This window comes from uncultured Microbacterium sp., from assembly GCF_964244775.1.
In the GTDB taxonomy this organism is placed as follows: domain Bacteria; phylum Actinomycetota; class Actinomycetes; order Actinomycetales; family Microbacteriaceae; genus Microbacterium.
Map to the genome: position 1 here is coordinate 465,201 of NZ_CAXTJR010000001.1, position 17,324 is coordinate 482,524.

Annotated in this window: 18 protein-coding genes and 1 tRNA gene; 14 read left to right on the forward strand and 5 right to left on the reverse strand. The window is 69.0% G+C overall.

Features of this window, described 5'->3' with window-relative positions:
• The first annotated feature begins 693 nt into the window (after window positions 1–693).
• The 4 genes from ACFE6Z_RS02200 (at window position 694) to ACFE6Z_RS02215 (ending at window position 4,874) form a co-directional block, all read left to right on the forward strand.
• Window positions 694–1,479, forward strand: coding sequence for a DeoR/GlpR family DNA-binding transcription regulator (locus tag ACFE6Z_RS02200; RefSeq protein WP_375384050.1), 786 nt, complete (start codon window positions 694–696; stop codon window positions 1,477–1,479).
• Window positions 1,476–2,426, forward strand: coding sequence for a 1-phosphofructokinase (pfkB, locus tag ACFE6Z_RS02205; protein WP_375384051.1), 951 nt, complete (start codon window positions 1,476–1,478; stop codon window positions 2,424–2,426). Before ACFE6Z_RS02200 ends, pfkB begins: the two co-directional genes overlap by 4 nt.
• A gap of 51 nt (window positions 2,427–2,477) precedes the next feature.
• The gene (locus ACFE6Z_RS02210) at window positions 2,478–4,535 is read left to right on the forward strand and encodes a fructose-specific PTS transporter subunit EIIC (protein ID WP_375384052.1); all 2,058 of its coding nucleotides are present in this window, start codon (window positions 2,478–2,480) and stop codon (window positions 4,533–4,535) included.
• A 69-nt stretch (window positions 4,536–4,604) separates the two neighbouring features.
• A complete protein-coding gene (locus tag ACFE6Z_RS02215) occupies window positions 4,605–4,874 on the forward strand; it encodes an HPr family phosphocarrier protein (RefSeq protein ID WP_375384053.1) in 270 nt (89 codons plus the stop codon).
• Between the two features lie 56 nt (window positions 4,875–4,930).
• Here the strand turns inward: ACFE6Z_RS02215 and ACFE6Z_RS02220 are convergent, their stop codons facing one another.
• Window positions 4,931–5,569, reverse strand: coding sequence for an MBL fold metallo-hydrolase (locus tag ACFE6Z_RS02220; protein ID WP_375384054.1), 639 nt, complete (start codon window positions 5,567–5,569; stop codon window positions 4,931–4,933).
• A gap of 109 nt (window positions 5,570–5,678) precedes the next feature.
• On the opposite strand from ACFE6Z_RS02220, the gene ACFE6Z_RS02225 reads away from it, so the two are divergent.
• Window positions 5,679–5,751 (forward strand) — tRNA-Glu (locus tag ACFE6Z_RS02225).
• A 187-nt stretch (window positions 5,752–5,938) separates the two neighbouring features.
• Complete coding sequence (locus ACFE6Z_RS02230; RefSeq protein ID WP_375384055.1) at window positions 5,939–6,892, forward strand: aldo/keto reductase; 954 nt, start codon at window positions 5,939–5,941, stop codon at window positions 6,890–6,892.
• A gap of 18 nt (window positions 6,893–6,910) precedes the next feature.
• Here the strand turns inward: ACFE6Z_RS02230 and ACFE6Z_RS02235 are convergent, their stop codons facing one another.
• Entirely contained in the window at window positions 6,911–7,927 is a 1,017-nt protein-coding gene (locus tag ACFE6Z_RS02235) for an Lrp/AsnC family transcriptional regulator (protein WP_375384056.1), read from the reverse strand.
• Between the two features lie 138 nt (window positions 7,928–8,065).
• Between ACFE6Z_RS02235 and ACFE6Z_RS02240 the strand changes: the two genes are divergently transcribed.
• From ACFE6Z_RS02240 to ACFE6Z_RS02260, 5 genes are all read left to right on the forward strand, one after another.
• Window positions 8,066–8,827, forward strand: coding sequence for an SDR family NAD(P)-dependent oxidoreductase (locus tag ACFE6Z_RS02240; protein ID WP_375384057.1), 762 nt, complete (start codon window positions 8,066–8,068; stop codon window positions 8,825–8,827).
• A 49-nt stretch (window positions 8,828–8,876) separates the two neighbouring features.
• Entirely contained in the window at window positions 8,877–9,671 is a 795-nt protein-coding gene (locus tag ACFE6Z_RS02245; protein WP_375384058.1) for an alpha/beta fold hydrolase, read from the forward strand.
• A 49-nt stretch (window positions 9,672–9,720) separates the two neighbouring features.
• Window positions 9,721–10,236: a cupin domain-containing protein gene (locus ACFE6Z_RS02250; protein WP_375384059.1), complete on the forward strand. Its 516-nt coding sequence runs from the start codon at window positions 9,721–9,723 to the stop codon at window positions 10,234–10,236.
• On the forward strand, window positions 10,233–11,162 hold the full coding sequence (locus ACFE6Z_RS02255) for a TIGR03564 family F420-dependent LLM class oxidoreductase (RefSeq protein WP_375384060.1): 930 nt from the start codon (window positions 10,233–10,235) through the stop codon (window positions 11,160–11,162). The genes ACFE6Z_RS02250 and ACFE6Z_RS02255 overlap by 4 nt, the downstream gene beginning before the upstream one ends.
• A 127-nt stretch (window positions 11,163–11,289) precedes the next feature.
• On the forward strand, window positions 11,290–11,850 hold the full coding sequence (locus tag ACFE6Z_RS02260; RefSeq protein WP_375384061.1) for an NYN domain-containing protein: 561 nt from the start codon (window positions 11,290–11,292) through the stop codon (window positions 11,848–11,850).
• A gap of 6 nt (window positions 11,851–11,856) precedes the next feature.
• Here the strand turns inward: ACFE6Z_RS02260 and ACFE6Z_RS02265 are convergent, their stop codons facing one another.
• Window positions 11,857–12,264: an arsenate reductase ArsC gene (locus tag ACFE6Z_RS02265; RefSeq protein WP_375384062.1), complete on the reverse strand. Its 408-nt coding sequence runs from the start codon at window positions 12,262–12,264 to the stop codon at window positions 11,857–11,859.
• A 264-nt stretch (window positions 12,265–12,528) separates the two neighbouring features.
• On the opposite strand from ACFE6Z_RS02265, the gene ACFE6Z_RS02270 reads away from it, so the two are divergent.
• Genes ACFE6Z_RS02270 through ACFE6Z_RS02280 form a run of 3 tightly spaced genes read left to right on the forward strand, consistent with a single transcriptional unit; the run spans window position 12,529 to window position 15,376 of the window.
• Window positions 12,529–13,854, forward strand: a complete 1,326-nt coding sequence (locus ACFE6Z_RS02270; RefSeq protein ID WP_375384063.1) for a hypothetical protein — start codon at window positions 12,529–12,531, stop codon at window positions 13,852–13,854.
• A 20-nt stretch (window positions 13,855–13,874) separates the two neighbouring features.
• Window positions 13,875–14,732 carry a DUF4397 domain-containing protein gene (locus tag ACFE6Z_RS02275; RefSeq protein WP_375384064.1) on the forward strand — a complete coding sequence of 286 codons (858 nt, stop codon included), beginning with the start codon at window positions 13,875–13,877 and terminating at the stop codon, window positions 14,730–14,732.
• A gap of 44 nt (window positions 14,733–14,776) precedes the next feature.
• On the forward strand, window positions 14,777–15,376 hold the full coding sequence (locus tag ACFE6Z_RS02280; protein WP_375384065.1) for a class F sortase: 600 nt from the start codon (window positions 14,777–14,779) through the stop codon (window positions 15,374–15,376).
• Between the two features lie 6 nt (window positions 15,377–15,382).
• Here ACFE6Z_RS02280 and ACFE6Z_RS02285 read toward each other — a convergent pair whose 3' ends face one another.
• Both ACFE6Z_RS02285 and ACFE6Z_RS02290 read right to left on the reverse strand, forming a co-directional pair.
• A complete protein-coding gene (locus ACFE6Z_RS02285; protein ID WP_375384066.1) occupies window positions 15,383–16,519 on the reverse strand; it encodes a DUF4349 domain-containing protein in 1,137 nt (378 codons plus the stop codon).
• Window positions 16,516–17,079, reverse strand: a complete 564-nt coding sequence (locus tag ACFE6Z_RS02290; protein WP_375384067.1) for an RNA polymerase sigma factor — start codon at window positions 17,077–17,079, stop codon at window positions 16,516–16,518. Before ACFE6Z_RS02290 ends, ACFE6Z_RS02285 begins: the two co-directional genes overlap by 4 nt.
• Between the last annotated feature and the right edge of the window lie 245 nt (window positions 17,080–17,324).

The window sequence follows — 17,324 nt, forward strand, 5'->3', positions numbered from 1 at the left end:
TTCGCTCGCATCTCAACTCCCGCTCGATGCAGCGCGCGGAGCACTGCCCCATGGGAGAGCTTAAACTGCATTTCCAGCTCGGCGATCGTACTGCCCGTCTCGTACTGCCTTGCCATGTTTTGGGCCTCAGCGTCGGTGACGCGCCCCCTCTTCACTACGACGGAGTTGTCACGCAGCAGGTTGATGAGGGCCGAGGTCGACACGCCATACTTTTCGGCAATGCAGCGGGCGCTCTCACCCGCTTCATAGCGGCGAATAATGTCCTGAACTTTCTTCTCTCCAAGACGCTTGGCTAGCCCATGCGCTTGGTACCGAGCTGGCTCGTTTGAACCGTCATCTCTGACGCCTACTTCCGCCAGTTTCTGCAGTTCATCGGCGGTGAACGGGAGGTTCCAATGGTTAGAACAGAGAGCTTTTACGTCAGCAAGAAAAAGCCCCGCTCAGCGGGGCTTTTCTTTTTCCTGTCGCGCATCTTCAGCGCGGAGATCACGGCACGCAGTCGTAGACGCCCGGCTGGTTCGATCGCGACACCGCGATGAGGCTCGGCGTGCTCGCGACGACGGCGCCGGCGATCAGGCCGGCCGTCCGCGAGAGCCTGAGTCGTTCTGTGTAAATCTGCGTATTCCACTTCCCGCTCTTGTGAATAGTTGGGTATGTGTTGTACTGTGTGGGAAATCCAGGGAGGATTTCGCAATGTACGCAACGGAGCGGCAAGAACTGATCGAGCGCATCCTGCTTGATGAAGGGCGCGTCGCCGTTCTCGAACTGGCGGGGCGATTCGAGGTCACCACCGAGACCGTGCGCCGCGATCTCGACGCGTTGGAGCGGGCTGGCGCCCTTCGCCGCGTGCACGGCGGCGCGGTCGCCCTCGAGCGGGGGAGCACCTCCGAGCCGTCGATCGCCGACCGCACGCACCAGCGGAGCGCGGCCAAGCGGGCCATCGGGCGACGAGCCCTGGATCTGCTGGGCGACGACTTCCGTGGCTCGATCTTCCTCGATGCCGGCACCACGACTGCCGCGGTGGCCGACCAGCTCGTCGCACGTCTGTCGTCGACCGGCGGCACGGCCGAGGTCGTCACCCACTCGCTCACTCTGGCGCACGCGCTGGCGCCCGCCGATGCCATCTCGCTGTCCCTGATCGGGGGAAGGGTGCGGGGCGTCACTGCCGCCGCCGTCGGCGCCGACACCGTGCGCGCCATCGAGGGCCTCCGCCCCGATATCGCCTTCATCGGCGCCAACGGCGTCTCAGCCGGCTTCGGCATCAGCACCCCCGACCCGGAAGAGGCCGCCGTCAAGCGCGCGATCGTGCGTTCTGCTCGGCGAGTGGTCGTCGTCGCCGACGCTGCCAAGCTCGGGCGCGAACTGCTCGTCTCGTTCGCGCCGCTCACCGCGGTCGATGTGCTGGTCACCGATGCAGAGCCGGACGACGCGCTGGCGGCAGCTCTCGCCGACGACGGAGTGGAGGTGTGGGTCGCGTGATCGTCACCGTCACAGCGAACCCCTCCATCGATCGCGCCGTGCGCCTGGACGCACCGCTCGAGCACGGCGAGGTGCAGCGGGCGCTGGATGCGCGGGAGGATGCCGGGGGCAAGGGCGTCAACGTCGCGCGCGCGCTCCGCTCGGCCGGCGTCGAGACCATCGCCGTCGTTCCCTGCGGGGACGAGGATCCCTTCCGGCTCCTCCTCGAGCACGAGGGAGTGCCTGCCGTGCGCGTGCCGATCGCGGGCCGCGTCAGGGCGAACCTCACCGTCACCGACCCCGACGGCACGACCACGAAGATCAACATGCCCGGACCGACCATCACCGAGGCCGAGGCATCCGCTCTCATCGACGCGATCGCCACAGCGGCCGACGGCGCGGAGTGGATCGTGTTCGCGGGTTCGCTCCCGCCCGGGCTGGGCGAGGACTTCTACTCCGTCGCGATCGCGGCGGTGCGTGAGCGCTGGGGTGAGCGGGCGCCGAAGATCGCCGTCGACACCTCCGGCGCCGCGCTCGATCGGGTCGTGGCGGACGGCAGGCCGGATCTGATCAAGCCCAACGAGATCGAACTCGCCGAACTGGTCGGAGAAGTGCTCGACGCCACGGGCGACGTGGTTCCGGTCGCCGCCCGGCTGGCGCGCATGATCGTACCCGGTCAGGTCGGCACCGCACTCGTGACCCTCGGTGGCGATGGTGCGCTGCTGGTCACCGCCGACGGCGTCCTGCGCGCGCACGCGCCGCGCATCACGGTTGCCAGCACTGTCGGGGCGGGCGACAGCTCGCTCGCCGGCTACCTCATCGCCGACGTCGCCCGCGCCGACGCCCCCGCGCGCCTGCGTCGAGCGGTGAGCTACGGCGCGGCCGCAGCATCCCTTCCCGGTACGCAGATCCCGACTCCGAGCGACGTCCCCGCGTGGGACGTCGCCGTCACCCCGTACCTCGCCTGATAGCCCACCCCACGACTCGCCACTCCTCAAACGACCACGGAGGTCAACGAAATGTCCGAAATCATCACTCCAGCGCTGGTGTCGCTCGATGTCGGCCTCGGTGCCGACAAGTCGTCCGTCATCCGCGCCCTCGCCCAGCGCGTCGTCGCGCAGGGTCGCGCCGTCGACGCCGACGCGCTCTATGCCGATGCCTGGGCCCGCGAGCAGAAGGACGAGACCGGCCTGCCGGGCGGCATCGCCATTCCGCACGCCCGCAGCAGTTCGGTCACCGAACCCACGCTGGCCTTCGCCCGGCTGAGCCCGGGCGTCGATTTCGGCGCGCCGGACGGCCCCGCCGACATCGTCTTCCTGATCGCCGCGCCCGCCGGCGCCGACGAAGCACACCTCGCGGTGCTGTCGAAACTCGCCCGCAGCCTGATGCGTCCCGAATTCACGGCCGGCTTGCGCGCCGCATCGACCTCCGACGAAGCTGTCGAGATCGTCCGTGCGGCCATCGAGCCCGATGCCGTGACTCCCGCAGCGGCCGCGGCGGCGCCGCCGACGGTCGCCGCTGCCGACGACGCGATCTCGGTGAACGGCCACCGTGCCCGGATCGTCGCGGTCACCGCATGCGCGACGGGTATCGCGCACACCTTCATGGCCGCGGATGCGCTCACCGCGGCGGGCAAGGACGCCGGCATCGACCTGTCGGTCGAGCCGCAGGGCTCCAGCGGCTATCAGCCGCTGCCGCAGTCGGTCATCGACAACGCGGACGCGGTCATCTTCGCCGTCGACGTCGACGTCCGCGAGCAGGCCCGCTTCGCCGGCAAGCCGGTGATCCGCTCCGGGGTCAAGCGCGGTATCGAGCAGCCGACGCAGATGCTCGCCGAAGCGGTCGCGGCGGCTAGAGATCCGCACGCCGCGCGCGTGGGCGGCGACGCACCCACGGCGCGAACCGCCACCGCAGCGCCGGTCTCGTTCGGCGCCCGCATCCAGCGGATCCTGCTCACCGGTGTGAGCTACATGATCCCGTTCGTCGCAGGTGGGGGTCTGCTCATCGCCCTCGGGTTCTTCTTCGGCGGCTACGAGGTCACCACGAACGCAGCCACCGTCATCACGCAGAACTCGCTGTGGGACCTGCCGACCACCGACATCACATCGAACTTCGGGCCGCTGGGCCAGTACCTCGGCTCGGTGTTCTTCATGATCGGCGCGACCTCGATGGGCTTCCTGGTTGCGGCCCTCGCCGGCTACATCTCGTTCGCGATCGCCGACCGCCCGGGCATCGCGCCCGGCTTCGTCGCCGGGGCAGTGGCAGTCCTCATGCAGGCCGGGTTCATCGGCGGCATCGTCGGCGGCCTCCTGGCGGGCGTGGTGGCATGGTGGCTCGGGCGCCTGCCCGCACCGCGCTGGCTGCGCGGCCTGATGCCCGTCGTGATCATTCCGCTCCTCGGCTCGGTCGTGGCCTCGGGGCTGCTCATCCTCTTCCTCGGCCGACCGATCGCGACGCTCATGACATGGCTGACCGACTGGCTCACGAGCCTCACCGAATCGGGCGGCTCCGCCATCGGCCTGGGGATCATCCTCGGTCTCATGATGTGCTTCGACCTCGGTGGCCCGATCAACAAGGTCGCCTACTCGTTCGCCGTGGCCGGCCTTGCTGCAGGCTCCGCCGACAACCCGGCTCCGCTGCTGATCATGGGTGCCGTCATGTGCGCCGGAATGGTGCCGCCCCTCGCGATGGCCCTGGCCTCGACCGTGCTCGCACGCAGGATCTTCACGCCGGTCGAACGCGAGAACGGCAAGGCGGCGTGGCTGCTCGGAGCATCCTTCATCTCTGAAGGAGCCATCCCGTTCGCCGCGGCCGACCCGCTCCGCGTCATCCCGGCCTCGATGGTCGGCGGCGCGGTCACCGGAGCGCTGTGCATGGTGTTCAACGTGCAGTCCTACGCCCCGCACGGCGGCCTCTTCGTGCTCTTCGCCATCCAGCCGATCTGGGGCTTCCTCATCGCCCTCGTCGCGGGGACGATCGTGTCGGCTTTCCTGGTGGTGGCGTTCAAGCGCTTCATCGCTCCGAAGGAGCTCGAAGAGGCCGAGGCGAACCTCTCGGCTGTCGCCGTTCCGGCCTGACCCCTCGCATCTGCATGCGCCATGCGGAATGCTGTTCATGAGTACGCAAGACAGAGCAAAGGAGTTTCCATGGCAGAGCGCCAGGCCACCATCGCGAGCAGTTCAGGACTGCACGCGCGTCCCGCGAAGCTTTTCGTGCAGGCCGTGCAGGAGAAGAAGATCCCCGTCACGATCGCGGTCGAAGGCGGCCCCGACCTCAACGCGGGCAGCATCCTCTCGCTCATGGGGCTGGGAGCAGCCAACGGCACGGTCGTGACCCTCAAGGCCGAGGGCGACGGGGCCGATCAGGCGCTCGACGATCTCGTCGCACTTCTCGAAACCGACCTCGACGCGCAGTAGGGCACGAACGACGGATGCTGCGGCCATTTCGGTCGCGGCATCCGTCGCCTCCGGGGTCAGATGTCGGCGGTGCCGTCCGGGTCGAGGGCGAGGAATTCGCCGCCGCCCTGCTCGACCGCCCACTTCAGCCGGGCGCGGTGCATATCGCGCCCGATGACCGACAGCGTCATGTCGTGCGTACCGAAGGCCAGTCGCGGCGCGACCGCGAGGACGAAGTCCATCGCCTCGCTGACTTTGAGCCACGGGGCGCCCAGGGGAGCGGCGAGCAGGTCGACCTTCACGCCCTTCGGCACGGCGAACGAATCACCCGGGTAGTACAGCGCGTCGTTCACGAGCACCCCGACGTTGTCGATCACGGGGATCGATTCGTGGATCACGGCGTGCGTGCCTCCGAAGAACGTGAGCGAGAACGGGGTGAGTTCGAGGGTGTCGCCGGGACTCACGACCGTCACGTCGTAGCCGGCCGCCGCGTCGGCGAACCCCTGCGGACCATAGATCGGGATGCCGGGCACCGCCTTCGTGATCCGGTCGAGCTGGTCGGGGGTCCAGTGGTCGGGATGCTCGTGCGTGACGATCACCCCGACGGCCTGGGCGATGTCGATGAGCGGGTTCGTGAAACCGCCCGGATCGATGATCAGCAGGCGTCCGGAGTCTTCGACGGTCAGGCAGGCGTGTTCGTGCTTTGTCACTCGCATGCCTCGAGTCAACATCCCGGCGGAGGGGCGGGCAAGGCGCCACGTCGAATGCGGCCTCGATTTTGCCGCCCTCACGGGGCCATGGCATACTTGTACGGTTGTACTGAGCGGCCCCATCGTATAGCGGCCTAGTACGCCGCCCTCTCACGGCGGTAACGCGGGTTCGAATCCCGCTGGGGTCACTGTTCCATATCGCCCTCCGGTCTGCCGGGGGGCGATATTCGTGTGCGCCGCTACGGCGAGCCGGTGAAGGCTGTGACGGCTGCGTCGCCGGTGTTGATGACGACTACGTTGCTGAGGCTGACCGTAGTCATGGCAGCCAGTACAGCGGGGAGGGAATATCCCCGCGCCGCCCCGGTTTCCCCAGACATGACGCGTATCGGAACCAGCACCCTCGACATCCTTCCCCTCTCGCTCGGCGGCAACGTGTTCGGCTGGACCGCCGACCGCGACGAGTCGTTCGCGATCCTCGACGCCTTCGCCGCCGGCGGCGGCGACTTCATCGACACCGCCGACAGCTACAGTGCGTGGGTTCCGGGCAACAGCGGGGGCGACAGCGAACGGATCATCGGCGAATGGCTGGCCTCGCGCCGGCCGGAGGGTGTCGTCGTGGCGACCAAGGTCAGCCAGCATCCCGAATTCAAGGGTCTGTCGGCGCGGAACATCCGCGCCGCGGCTGAGGCGTCGCTCAAGCGGCTGGGGGTCGATGCGATCGACCTTTACTACGCCCACTTCGACGACGCGAGCGTGCCGCTGGAAGAGACCGTCGGCGCTTTCGGCGAACTCGTCACGGACGGCCTGGTGCGCTACACCGCTGTTTCGAATTACAGCGCCGATCGTATCCGCGAGTGGGTGGGCATCGCGAAGGCTGCGGGCAGTGCGCTGCCGGTCGCCATCCAGCCGCACTACAACCTCGTGCACCGTGGCGATGTGGAACAGAACATCGTTCCGGTCGCCGACGAGTTCGGCATGAGCCTCGTGCCGTACTACGCGCTCGCGAGCGGGTTCCTGACCGGCAAGTACCGTTCGACGGATGCCGCGGGCCAGGCTTCACCACGAGCCGGCGGGGCGGCCAAGTACGCCACCGCTCAGGGCCTTGCGATCATCGACGCGCTCGACGGGGTCGGCAAGGCTCACGACATCTCGATCGCCGCGACGGCGCTCGCGTGGTTGCGCGCGCAGCCGGCGGTGGCCGCTCCGATCGCCAGCGCGTCGCGTGTCGCGCAGGTGGCAGACCTCCTCGACGGAGCTCGAGTCGAGCTCACGCCCGACCAGGTCGCCGCGCTGAACGCGGTGTCGGAGTGGAGTCCCGCGGGGGTGTGATCCAGGCGCGGGATTGCGTCACTTGCTCCAGCGCGGCATCGACGGGATCGTGCGTACGGTGAGTCCCTCGTCGTCGAGCACGTGCATCATGCGCTTGACGGGTTGAAGACGCATCGCGCGATCGACGATGCGCGCGTCGGGGTAGCGCTCCTCGACCGCCTGCTCGATGCTCTGGAGCTGTCCGAAGTCCCGCAGCCAGAACACGCTCATGAGGTTCGCGGCTCCCGCGAGCACCGTGGCCGTCCAGCGGGTCTCCGCGATGCCGGCGAGGAACGTCGCCGCGCTGTGGAGCGCGCGAGCGGGAAGAGAGAACCAGATCGTCGCGCCGTACGGAAGGCCCACGAGGTGGGGCGGCGCCTCGACGCGCAGTACCAGGAGGCCCGACCGCACGAGCGACGATATCCTGCGGCGCACCACGGTCTCGCTCACCCCGAGCTTCGCGGCGAGGTCGATTGCAGGCGCGCGGACATCGTCGACCAGGAGTTCGACGAGCGCGGGGTCGATCGCGTGGAGCCGGTCGGAATGGGCGCGTCGATCGGCGGAGTCGACGTGCAGCACGCGCTCGGCGACCGCGGTCAGGGCGCCGGGTCTCCAGTTGCTGCCCTGGGCGAACACTCGGTCCACGAGCTGCGATTCGATGGAGATGAGGCCGGGGATAGCCAGCAGGTCACGGGAGAGGAGTCGGGTCAAGGTGTCCATGTCGTCCACGACGACAGTGCACCGCAGGTCATGGCGTCCGATGATCGTCTCGATCGTCACCACGAACGGGCTCTCCGCGAGCTCGCGGGCGACGGACAGAGCCGATCCGGCGGCGCACTGGGCCGTGACGGTCGCCGTTACCTGGCCGGGCCAGTTTCCCGTGGAAACCGTGGTCCAGGCGTGACGCCGCTCCACGATGCGGTTCCAGCGTCGGCGGGCGGTGACGCCATCGACGCCGACCGCCTGGCCGATCGCCTCCCACGGTGCGCGCGGGTTCGCTCGCAGCGCTTCGAGGAGTGCGATGTTGGTTTCATCGAAGTGGACGGAATTCTTCATCGTGCGCATCTTCTCGGCCGATCTCGACACATATCAGGGTGAAAGTCGGGGGACTCTAACACACTTGGCCATTGTGAAAGGACTCACAATGAGCAGCGTCGCCCATTCGGTACTCGTGCCGCCTACGAGGTCGAGGTCGTGACAGCGGGGGTTGCGCTCATCACGGGCGCGGCTGGGGGGCTCGGCTCCGCGATCGCGCACGAGATGGCCCGGCGCGGATGGTCCCTCGTGCTGACGGGTCTGCCGGGCGATCCGTGCGGCGCGCTGGCGGAGGAGCTCCGGGTCCGGTACAGCGTGGAGACCCTGGTTTTACCGGCCGACCTCGCCGACCCTGGGCAGATCCCGCCGCTGATAGACGCCGCAGCGGCATGGCGTGGCGGTATCCGCTGTCTCGTCAACAATGCCGGTCGACCCACGCGCTCGTCGCTTGCAGACATCGGAACCGAAGAGTGGGATGCGGCACTGGCCGTCAACCTGCGAGCACCGATGCTGCTCATCCAATCATTCGCTCGCAACTACTCCGACGACAACTCCGGCGGCTCCGTCGTCAACATCGCGTCGCGCACCTACGCGACCGGTGGGCCGGTCGCCTACGTAGCGAGCAAGGCGGGTCTTGTGGGCATCACTCGTGCCGCGGCCTTCGAGTTGGGTCCGCGCGGTATTCGCGTCAACGCGGTAGCGCCCAGCCTGGTCGAAACCGCCTTCGTCGCCGGCTCACGCACGCCCGAGCAGATGAACGCCGCTCGCGATCGGCAGTCGGCGCTGTCGGCCCTGAAACGACCACCCCACGCCTCCGAGGTCGCGACGGCCGTAGCTTTCCTGGCCGGGCCCGAGGCATCGTTCATCACCGGCGATGTACTCCACGTCGCCGGTGGTCTCCAACTACCGCCGATGCCCTGAGCCATCAGGTCCAATAATCGAATCACCCGCCGGAGGAAAGGAGCGCTCGATGAGCGACATCGTTGCACTCGCAATAGTCGACACGCCTGGCGGTCCTGGCGCAGACTGGCCCTTTCCGGCAGTGGTGCTCGTGCACGGATGGTGCTGCGATGCGACGGATTGGGACGAGTTCGTCGCGCACATCGCACGCCACGCTCGGGTGGTGACCGTCGAACTGCGTGGCCATGGACACTCGCCCGACGGCGCCTCGTGGGACCTCGCGTCGATGGCGGCGGATGTCGCGGCCGTGCTTGACCGCCTCGACATCGCCGGCGCGATGCTCGTCGGCCACTCAGCGGGCGCGGAGGTCGTCGGTCAAATCGCCGCCGACCGGCCCGACCTGGCCGCCCGCCTGGTCGCCATCGATCCGGCGTTCGGAGTCGCCGAGCGAGATCGCGCCCGCGCAGAACTCGCGAGTGAGCGCATGGTCACGAGCGACCCGCGCGAGGTCGTCGCCGAATACTTCGCGGCGCTGATCGAACCCGCTGAGCTCGCCGCACGCCACCGCAGGCTCGCGCTGCGTGCCCGCCCACGGGCTGCCCGCGGGATGTTCGATGCGGTGAACCTTGGCCCCGACAGCTGGCACTTCGCGCGAGAGGCGTCTCGATTTCTCGCGCGCGTGCAGCAGCCGCTGCTCACCATCTACCGGAACGCCGACCGCGCCGAGGCCGGACGTCGGCTGCGTCAGAACCCTGCCGACCGCGTGCTCGAGTACGGCGGCACGGGGCACTGGCCCCATCAGCAGCATCCGGACCGCTTCCTCGCCGATCTCGACGAGTGGGCGCGTGCCGCCCACGGGTCGTGACCCACCCGTAACGCCCCATCCGAACACACCCAGTCCAATGGAGGACACCATGAAGACAGTCATCACCGCAGAGACCGCAGACGGTCGCTCGATCGTCGCGCGGGAAGAGCGCCCCATCGAGCTCGTTGCTTCGGGATTCCCGCAGTTCGGCAACGTGCCGCTCGACGCGAGCGACGGCCCCATCCCTCTGCCCAACGACGGAACGCGCCACCGCAACCCGAGCTTCTTTCCGCCGGCCGGAGGCTACCGGTTCTTCCTGCTGCGGATCGATCCGCAGAACAACGAGCCGACCGAGCCGCCGTCGGTCGACCAGTGGGCGGAAGCTGAAGCGATGTTCCCTGGTCTCTTCTCGGGGTACGGCGACGACGGCCTCGAGCGAACCGACACGGTCGACTTCGGTTACGTGGTCGAGGGTTCGGCGACGCTGGTGCTCGGCGACGGCAGCGAGACCCGACTCGAAGCGGGCGACGCGTTCGTTCAGAACGGCACACGCCACCGCTGGTATAACCCGGGTGACGCTCCGGCGACGCTGGTGATCGTCATCACCGGCCAGCCACGCGGATGACCGGGTTCGGGGTGGGGATCGCCGCACGCGGGCAGGGCAACCACGTCGACGACGTGATCGCTCAGGCACTTGAGTCTCGTGCCGCCGGAGTCGGGTCGGCATGGTTCGGCCAGCGGTGGGACTACGACGCCGTGACACTCGCTGCTCTCGTCGGCCGGGCGGTCCCTGACGTGATGGTCGGCACGGCCGCGATCCCGATCTTCGGGCGCCACCCCTTGCACGTGGCCATGTCCACGCAAACGGCGCAGGCCGCGACCGGCGGACGTTTCCAGCTCGGCCTCGCGCTCGGCGCTCCCAGCCTGATCGCGCAGGGCCTGGGCGTGGCCCACGACCGACCGATCGGCCTGCTGCGGGAGTTCTTGACGGTGATCCGCGACGTGCAGCTGACCGGCACGGCGGACTTCCACGGCGGTCGCATCACCGCGGCGCCGCCATGGCCGATGGCGCTCCCGGGCGCGACTGCGGCACCGGTGTATGTCGCCGCGATGGGGCCACAGGCGGTCCGGGTCAGTGGCGAACTCGCCGACGGCATCCTGCCGTTCCTCGCGGGGCCGCGCACGCTCGGAGAGGAGATCGTGCCGGTGCTGAGCGCCGCGGCGCAGGCCGCCGGTCGGCCCGCCCCCCGCGTCTTCGCGTTCATGGCCGGCGTCGTCACTTCGGATGTCGACCGAGCCCGCGCCGCGGCCACGGCCGCGCTCGAGCACTACGAGTCGATTCCGTCGTATCGCCGCGTGCTCGATCTGGAGGGCGTTCGCAAGGCCGGCGACCTTGCCGTCATCGGCGACGAGGAGGCGGTGGCGGCGAGAGTGCGGAGCCACCTCGACGCGGGCGCGACGGATATCGTCTTCACGCAGACCCACCTCTTCTCTGACGAGGACCGGCTGCGCACCTACCGCCTGCTCGGGGATCTCGGCCGGGCAGCCTAAGACAGGGCGGTTCGCTGATCGACGGCGAAGGTCACGCGCCGGCGACGGTCGAAGGGGGGTGCAGGCCGTGAGCTCGGGTCGACAGAACCCGAAGCCGACCCGAAAGCCGACCCGATCGGGGATCTCGATGAGCGATCAAGAGCGCGTGACCTGGATCCTCGTGGACGGCGAGAACATCGACGCGACGCTGGGCACGTCGATCCTGGGGCGTCGACCGCAGCCCGACGAGCGCCCGCGCTGGGACCGCCTGCTGGCGTTCGCCGAGCGCACGTGGCATCAGGCCGCCAGGGGCGTGTTCTACCTCAACGCCTCCACCGGCATCCCGATGCCGTTCGTGCAGGCTCTGAAGGCGATGGACTACGTCGTCGTGCCGCTCGCCGGCGACCCCGACGAGAAGGTCGTCGACATCGCCATCCAGCGCACGCTCCAGGCGCTGGCCGACCGCCCGGGCGACGTGATCCTCGTCAGCCACGACGGCGACTTCCTGGACGACATGGAGGCGCTCACCGACGGCGAACGCCGAGTGGCCGTCGCATCGTTCTCCGAGTTCCGCAACTCCGGCTTCGCGGCGCTGCCGGGCATCCAGAAATTCGATCTCGAGTTCGACGCGCACGTGTTCGACGCGCCGCTGCCGCGCATCCGCATCATCCCGATCGATGAGTTCGACCCGCGGATGTTCTTGGGCTGATCCAGCTCACTCGTCCTGGAGGATGCCGGCGAGCAATGCCTCGACTCGCGTCCTGATGTCATCGCGGATCCGTCGCACCGTCACGATGTCTCGGCCGGCCGGGTCATCCAGTTCCCAATCCTCGTAGCGCTTCCCGGGAAACACCGGGCAGGTGTCGCCGCACCCCATCGTGATGACGACGTCGGAGGCTTGCACCGCGGATGTGGTGAGGATGCGCGGGCGGTTCGCGGAGATGTCGATGCCGATCTCCTCCATCACCGCGACCGCGACCGGGTTGATGCGGTCGCTGGGCTCGGATCCGGCCGACAGCACCTCGACCGCGCCGGCCGAAAGGGCGGCCGTGAACGCGGCCGCCATCTGAGAGCGGCCGGCGTTGTGGACGCAGACGAACAGCACGGTCGGTTTCGTCGACATCGATCTCTCGTTTCATCGGATGCTGCGGCACGTCGTGTGCCCAGACCATCCTGCCCGTTCGACCAGACGCGGAGATTCCAATCCGTCGAGGCGACCGCTCCGAAACACCTAGAACCATCGCCGTCACTACCCGACGTCGCGTGCGATGGGTGAGCCGAATGTGGGAGTTCCGCGATGAACCAGTCCAACCCGCTGCCTCCGACGGGTTCCACAGTGCCGTCGAGCAGCAACAAGCCAAGCCCTTCAATGCCGAGCCCTGTGAAAATGCCGAGCACTGTAAAGAAGCCGAACGCTGTAAAGAAGCCGAACACTGCGAACAAGCCCCTGCCCGCCCCGAAGCCGGCGATCAAGAAGCCGGCGATCAAGAAGCCGGGGCCGGCGCCGAGGTCTGCTGCCTCTCAGAAGCCGACAACCAAGAAGCCCGCCCCTCGCTCGAGGCCCGCGCCTGCTCAGCAGCCGGTGACCAAGAAGCCGGCCCCGATGCCGCCGAGCGTGTCGCCCGTCGATGTCGCACCCCCGGTGGCCGCGACAGCCCCCGCCGCCACGGCCGCCCCGATGGTCCTGCCGCCGCCGAAGCCGTCGGTCGTGGTGGTGACCGCGGCAGCGGACCGCCAGGCGCGCGCTCAGAAGCTCGCGGCCGAGCAGGCTCCGGCCATCTCGCCCGCGCCCCGTCGGCCGACACCCGCCAAGACCGCCAGCGTGAAGCCCTCGTGGTTCGCGAAGAACCGGGGAACGCTGCTCAGTCTCATCCCCGTGTACGTCCTGGTCGTCCTTCTCGGCGTCTCCGCGGCGGTCGCGCTCCAGGGACCGCGCGCTCCCGAGCCCGAGATTGCACGAACTGCTCCTGAGACCGGACTGATCGCCTCTGAGGATGCTGCCCAGACCTGGCTGATCGACAACGCCGCCCCGACCCAGCCGTTGATCATCGACGACCGCATGTCTGCGCTCCTGGTCGCCGCAGGCTGGTCGGCCGACGACCTGTTCGTCTACGCGACCGCGTCCGACGCGGTGTCATTCGAAGAGCCCACCAATTGGCGCGACGCGGCGTTCGTCGTCACCACACCCGCAACGGCTGCGGCCGCCGCTGACGCACCACAGGTGAGCCAGGCGATCGACAACTCCACACTCGTCGCGTCGTTCGGTACGGGAGCCGATCTCGTGCAGGTGCGAATGGTGACGCCCGAAGGAGCATCCCTGGCCGCAGCCGAGACTCGCAGCGCGGCAGCGACCCGCGCCCAGTTCGGCGCACAGCTGGCCGAGAACGCCGAGGTGCGTTTGTCGGACGTCGATCGGGCGAGCCTCTCGAATGGCATTGTCGACGAGCGCATCGCCGCCGTGCTCGGCACGTTGGCGGCGACGGGGGACGTCACCGTGACCTCGTTCCCCGTGATCGTCGGCGAAGCCGATCGGCCGCTCCGCCAGGTCGCCATCAGCGACGTCGGCGGCACTCCCCTCGTAAAGGACGGAGCCGTCACACCCGAGGCATCCGCGCTCCTGGACGGTCTTCAGGGTACCTATGCCCCGCAAGACATCACCGTCGACGGCGAGAGCGTCGTGCTTCGCTACTCCGTCGCCCCGGCCATCGACTGATCACAACGGAAGGAACCACCATGAATCTCCACGTCTCACGGCGAGCGCGCGTGCTCGCCGCCGCCGGTGCACTGGTGCTCGGCGCTGCACTCGCCGTACCCGCCGCCGCGTCCGCGGCACCGATCGACGCGGCGCGTACGGCGCCGGCTGCCGCCGGCGACACCGGCTGGCTGCGGCTCGGGCACTTCTCGCCCGACACGAAGGACGTCGACATCCGCGTGTCGGCGCTGCGAGGCGGATCGGTCGTCTTCGAGCTCGACGGCGTCGGTTACGGTGATGTGTCGCCGTACAAGGCGCTCCAGCCCGGCGACTACACCGTGAGCATGATCGCATCGGGCACGGGCGACTGGAGCAAGCTCGCGATCTCGGGCACCGTCACTGTCGGCGCCTCCACAGCCACCACAATGGCCGCCTACGGTCCGAGCAAGAGACTGCAGATCAAGCCCTTCACCGACGATCTGACGAGCCCGGCGAGCGGTAACGCGCGCATCCGGGTCATCCAGGCCTCGACGATCACCCCGACCGTCGACGTGCGGACCTCGACGGGCACATCGATCGCCAGGGCCGCACGTGCCGGATCTGCCTCCTCGTACGCGGAGGTTCCTGCCGGGAACTGGACTCTCCAGTTGACCGGCACCGGCGTCAGCGACACGGCGGATGTCGCCGTCGCCGCGGGCAGCGTCACGTCGCTCTTCGTGCTCGACAACGCCAAGGGGGGCCTCACCATCCTCCCGATCCTCGACAGCGCCGCGGCGCCTGTCGTGCCCATCGGGGGAGTGCAGACGGGCGGAGGATGGCTCGCCGGTCACCCGCTCTCGGGACATCTCGCTCGCCTGGGCGCCTCCGCGGTCGTCGCCGGGTCAGCGGTGGCCGGCTGATGCGATCCCCGCGGCGTCTCGTCGCGGGCCTGGCAGGAGCCATCGTGGCGGCGACGCTCCTGAGCGGCTGCACGAGCGCACCGGGCGCTGCGGGCGCCCCGGGAGCGATCGCCTCACCGAGCGCGACGGCACCGGAGAACCCGTTCGCCGCGGGCGGCCTCCAGGATCCGAGCGGGGCGACGACGACGGATGCCACAGCATCCGCTCTGTCACCCACGCGCGTGCGCATCCCCTCGATCGGCGTGGACTCGGGGCTGGAGGCGCTGGCGATCGGCGACGGCGGGCGGCTGGACGCTCCGGTCGACTACGACTCGGCGGGATGGTTCGCCGGGGGAGTGCGGCCGGGACAGATCGGACCGGCGATCATCGCGGGTCACGTCGACTCGCCGACGGCTCCTGCCGTGTTCGCCCGCATCGGCGAACTCGCGGCAGGCGCGGATGTGATCGTCACGATGTCGGACGGATCCGACATCACGTTCCGCGTCACCGGCACCGCGCAGTCGGCGAAGTCGCAGTTCCCGACCGCCGAGGTCTACAGCAATGTTCCCGCACCGGAGCTCCGCCTGATCACGTGCGCCGGGTCGTTCGACACCGCGATCGGCCACTACACCGACAATCTGATCGTCTTCGCCGTGCGCCTCTGAGCGAGCTCAGTCGTGGCGGGGCTCGTCGTGGGATGCCCCCGTCGATGCCTTCGCACGGCGGCGCGCGCGACCCCGTCGCACCAGTGAGACGATCGCCCACACGACGGCCGCGATGATCGCGATGACCACGACCCACGGAATCAGGAAGCCGATCGCGATGACGATGCCGTTGAGCGTCGCGATCAGGCCGTTCCAGCCCGCCGCGATCCCGTCGCCGAATCCGGCGGGATCGGCGGTCACCGGAGCGCTGCTCGAAGTCAGGTTCACCGACAGTGTCGAGCTCTCGACCTGGCCGGACAGGTAGTCCAGCTGCTGCTGGTACGACTCCAGCGTCGCCTGCCGCTCGGCGAGGGCCGCCTCGGCGGCGATGAGGTCTGCGGTGCTCGTGGCCTGGGCCATCAGCTGGGTGAGGCGATCGACCGAGACCTGGCTCGCGTCGATCCGGGCCTGCAGGTCGATGGTCTGATCGGTGACATCCTGGCGCGAGATCGAGGATGCCGTCACCTCGCCGATGCTCGGCAGCTGCGCGATCAGCGCGGTGAGCTGATCCGAGGGCACACGCACGGTCACCCACCCGCCATCGGCGGACGGGGCGAGGGAAAGGCCGTCGGAAGCGCCGCCCATGGGGGTGACCGCGCCCGACTGCCCCACGGTCATCGATTCGACCGAACCGCCGAGCGCCGCCGCGGCCGCCGCGACGCTCTGGGCGCCCCCGGCGACGTCGTCGACCGCGATCGTCGCGGACGCGGTCGTGATGACCTGCCTGTCGACGGCGCTCGTGGCGCCGGGCGCCGTCGATCCTCCCGCGACGAGCGCGCTGTCGCCGGCCGCGTCCTTGGCGACTTCGCTGCCGGCGACTGCGCCGCTCAGCCCGACCGGGGCGGTCGCCACGGTGGACGAGGCGGAGCCTGAGGGCGAGACCAGTCCGACGACCATCGGCGCGATCACCGCGGCGACGACGATCACGGCCGCCGCCGCTCCGGCTCCCACCCAGACACGGCGTCGGCGCGATCCGGATCGGGATCGTTCCCCGGCGATGTCGGCGAAGAGGGCGTCCTCGATGGCGTCGATGCGTGCGTCGCTGAGCTCCGGCAGGCGCCGGGGTGCGGCATCCGGTGCCGAGGGGATGGATGCGGTGGTCATGTGCTCTCCGTTTCGGTGACGACCGTCCGCAGACGGCCGCGAATGCGAGAGAGACGATTGCGCACGGTGCCGTGCGCGACACCGAGTTCGTCGGCGGCCGCCTGGTAGGCGTACCCCTCCACCGCGCACAGCCGGAAGATCTCGCGATCGGTCGGAGTAAGCCGGCCGACCTCCGCGACGATCAGCGCGGCGACCTCGGCGTCGATGACCTGCTGCGCGACATCGACCGTGGCGGGCAACGAGTCCTGGGCGGCATCCGTCGTGTGCGCCCGCTCGCGCTGCTGCCGGCGCACGCGGTTGGCCGCCTGGAAGCGGCACACCGTCACGAGCCACGGCAGGAGCGAGTCGCCCGCCAGCTGGAGGCCGGGAAGCTTGCGCCAGGCCGCCATGAAGGTTTCCTGGGTGACGTCTTCCGCATCCGCCTGATTGCCCACCAGGCCGTGGGCCAGCCAGTAGACCGGTCGTGCGTAGGCGCGGTACAGCGTGCGGAACGCGTGCTCGCTGCCGCCGGCGGCCAACGCCACGAGTGTCGCGTCGTCCGTCATCACTGGTTCGCCCATGACCTGCCCGTTCGGTGATCCATTGTCTCTCACCCGTAAGTGTCGGCCAGAGCGTGATCGTCTCACATGTCTGTTCGCCCGGGTCTGGCCACAGCATCCGCCCTGTATCCTGGGAGGGCGAGAGGGAGTATCCCATCATCGCGTGTCCGTCATCACGGGAGCCCGAGGGCGACCCGGGCACGCACCGCGGCAGCAGATTCGGCTTCCACGGGGGAGAGACTTTCGACGATTCTTCGTCCCCTCCT

Coding starts and splice junctions, on each gene's coding strand:
- ACFE6Z_RS02255 (WP_375384060.1), top strand. CDS start 10,233: ATGACCGGGTTCGGGGTGGGGATCGCCGCACGCGGGCAGGGCAACCAC.
- ACFE6Z_RS02270 (WP_375384063.1), top strand. CDS start 12,529: ATGCCGAGCACTGTAAAGAAGCCGAACGCTGTAAAGAAGCCGAACACT.
- ACFE6Z_RS02250 (WP_375384059.1), top strand. CDS start 9,721: ATGAAGACAGTCATCACCGCAGAGACCGCAGACGGTCGCTCGATCGTC.
- ACFE6Z_RS02285 (WP_375384066.1), bottom strand. CDS start 16,519: ATGACCACCGCATCCATCCCCTCGGCACCGGATGCCGCACCCCGGCGC.
- ACFE6Z_RS02275 (WP_375384064.1), top strand. CDS start 13,875: ATGAATCTCCACGTCTCACGGCGAGCGCGCGTGCTCGCCGCCGCCGGT.
- ACFE6Z_RS02290 (WP_375384067.1), bottom strand. CDS start 17,079: ATGGGCGAACCAGTGATGACGGACGACGCGACACTCGTGGCGTTGGCC.
- ACFE6Z_RS02200 (WP_375384050.1), top strand. CDS start 694: ATGTACGCAACGGAGCGGCAAGAACTGATCGAGCGCATCCTGCTTGAT.
- ACFE6Z_RS02220 (WP_375384054.1), bottom strand. CDS start 5,569: ATGCGAGTGACAAAGCACGAACACGCCTGCCTGACCGTCGAAGACTCC.
- ACFE6Z_RS02265 (WP_375384062.1), bottom strand. CDS start 12,264: ATGTCGACGAAACCGACCGTGCTGTTCGTCTGCGTCCACAACGCCGGC.
- ACFE6Z_RS02210 (WP_375384052.1), top strand. CDS start 2,478: ATGTCCGAAATCATCACTCCAGCGCTGGTGTCGCTCGATGTCGGCCTC.
- ACFE6Z_RS02215 (WP_375384053.1), top strand. CDS start 4,605: ATGGCAGAGCGCCAGGCCACCATCGCGAGCAGTTCAGGACTGCACGCG.
- ACFE6Z_RS02260 (WP_375384061.1), top strand. CDS start 11,290: ATGAGCGATCAAGAGCGCGTGACCTGGATCCTCGTGGACGGCGAGAAC.
- ACFE6Z_RS02245 (WP_375384058.1), top strand. CDS start 8,877: ATGAGCGACATCGTTGCACTCGCAATAGTCGACACGCCTGGCGGTCCT.
- ACFE6Z_RS02235 (WP_375384056.1), bottom strand. CDS start 7,927: ATGAAGAATTCCGTCCACTTCGATGAAACCAACATCGCACTCCTCGAA.
- ACFE6Z_RS02230 (WP_375384055.1), top strand. CDS start 5,939: ATGACGCGTATCGGAACCAGCACCCTCGACATCCTTCCCCTCTCGCTC.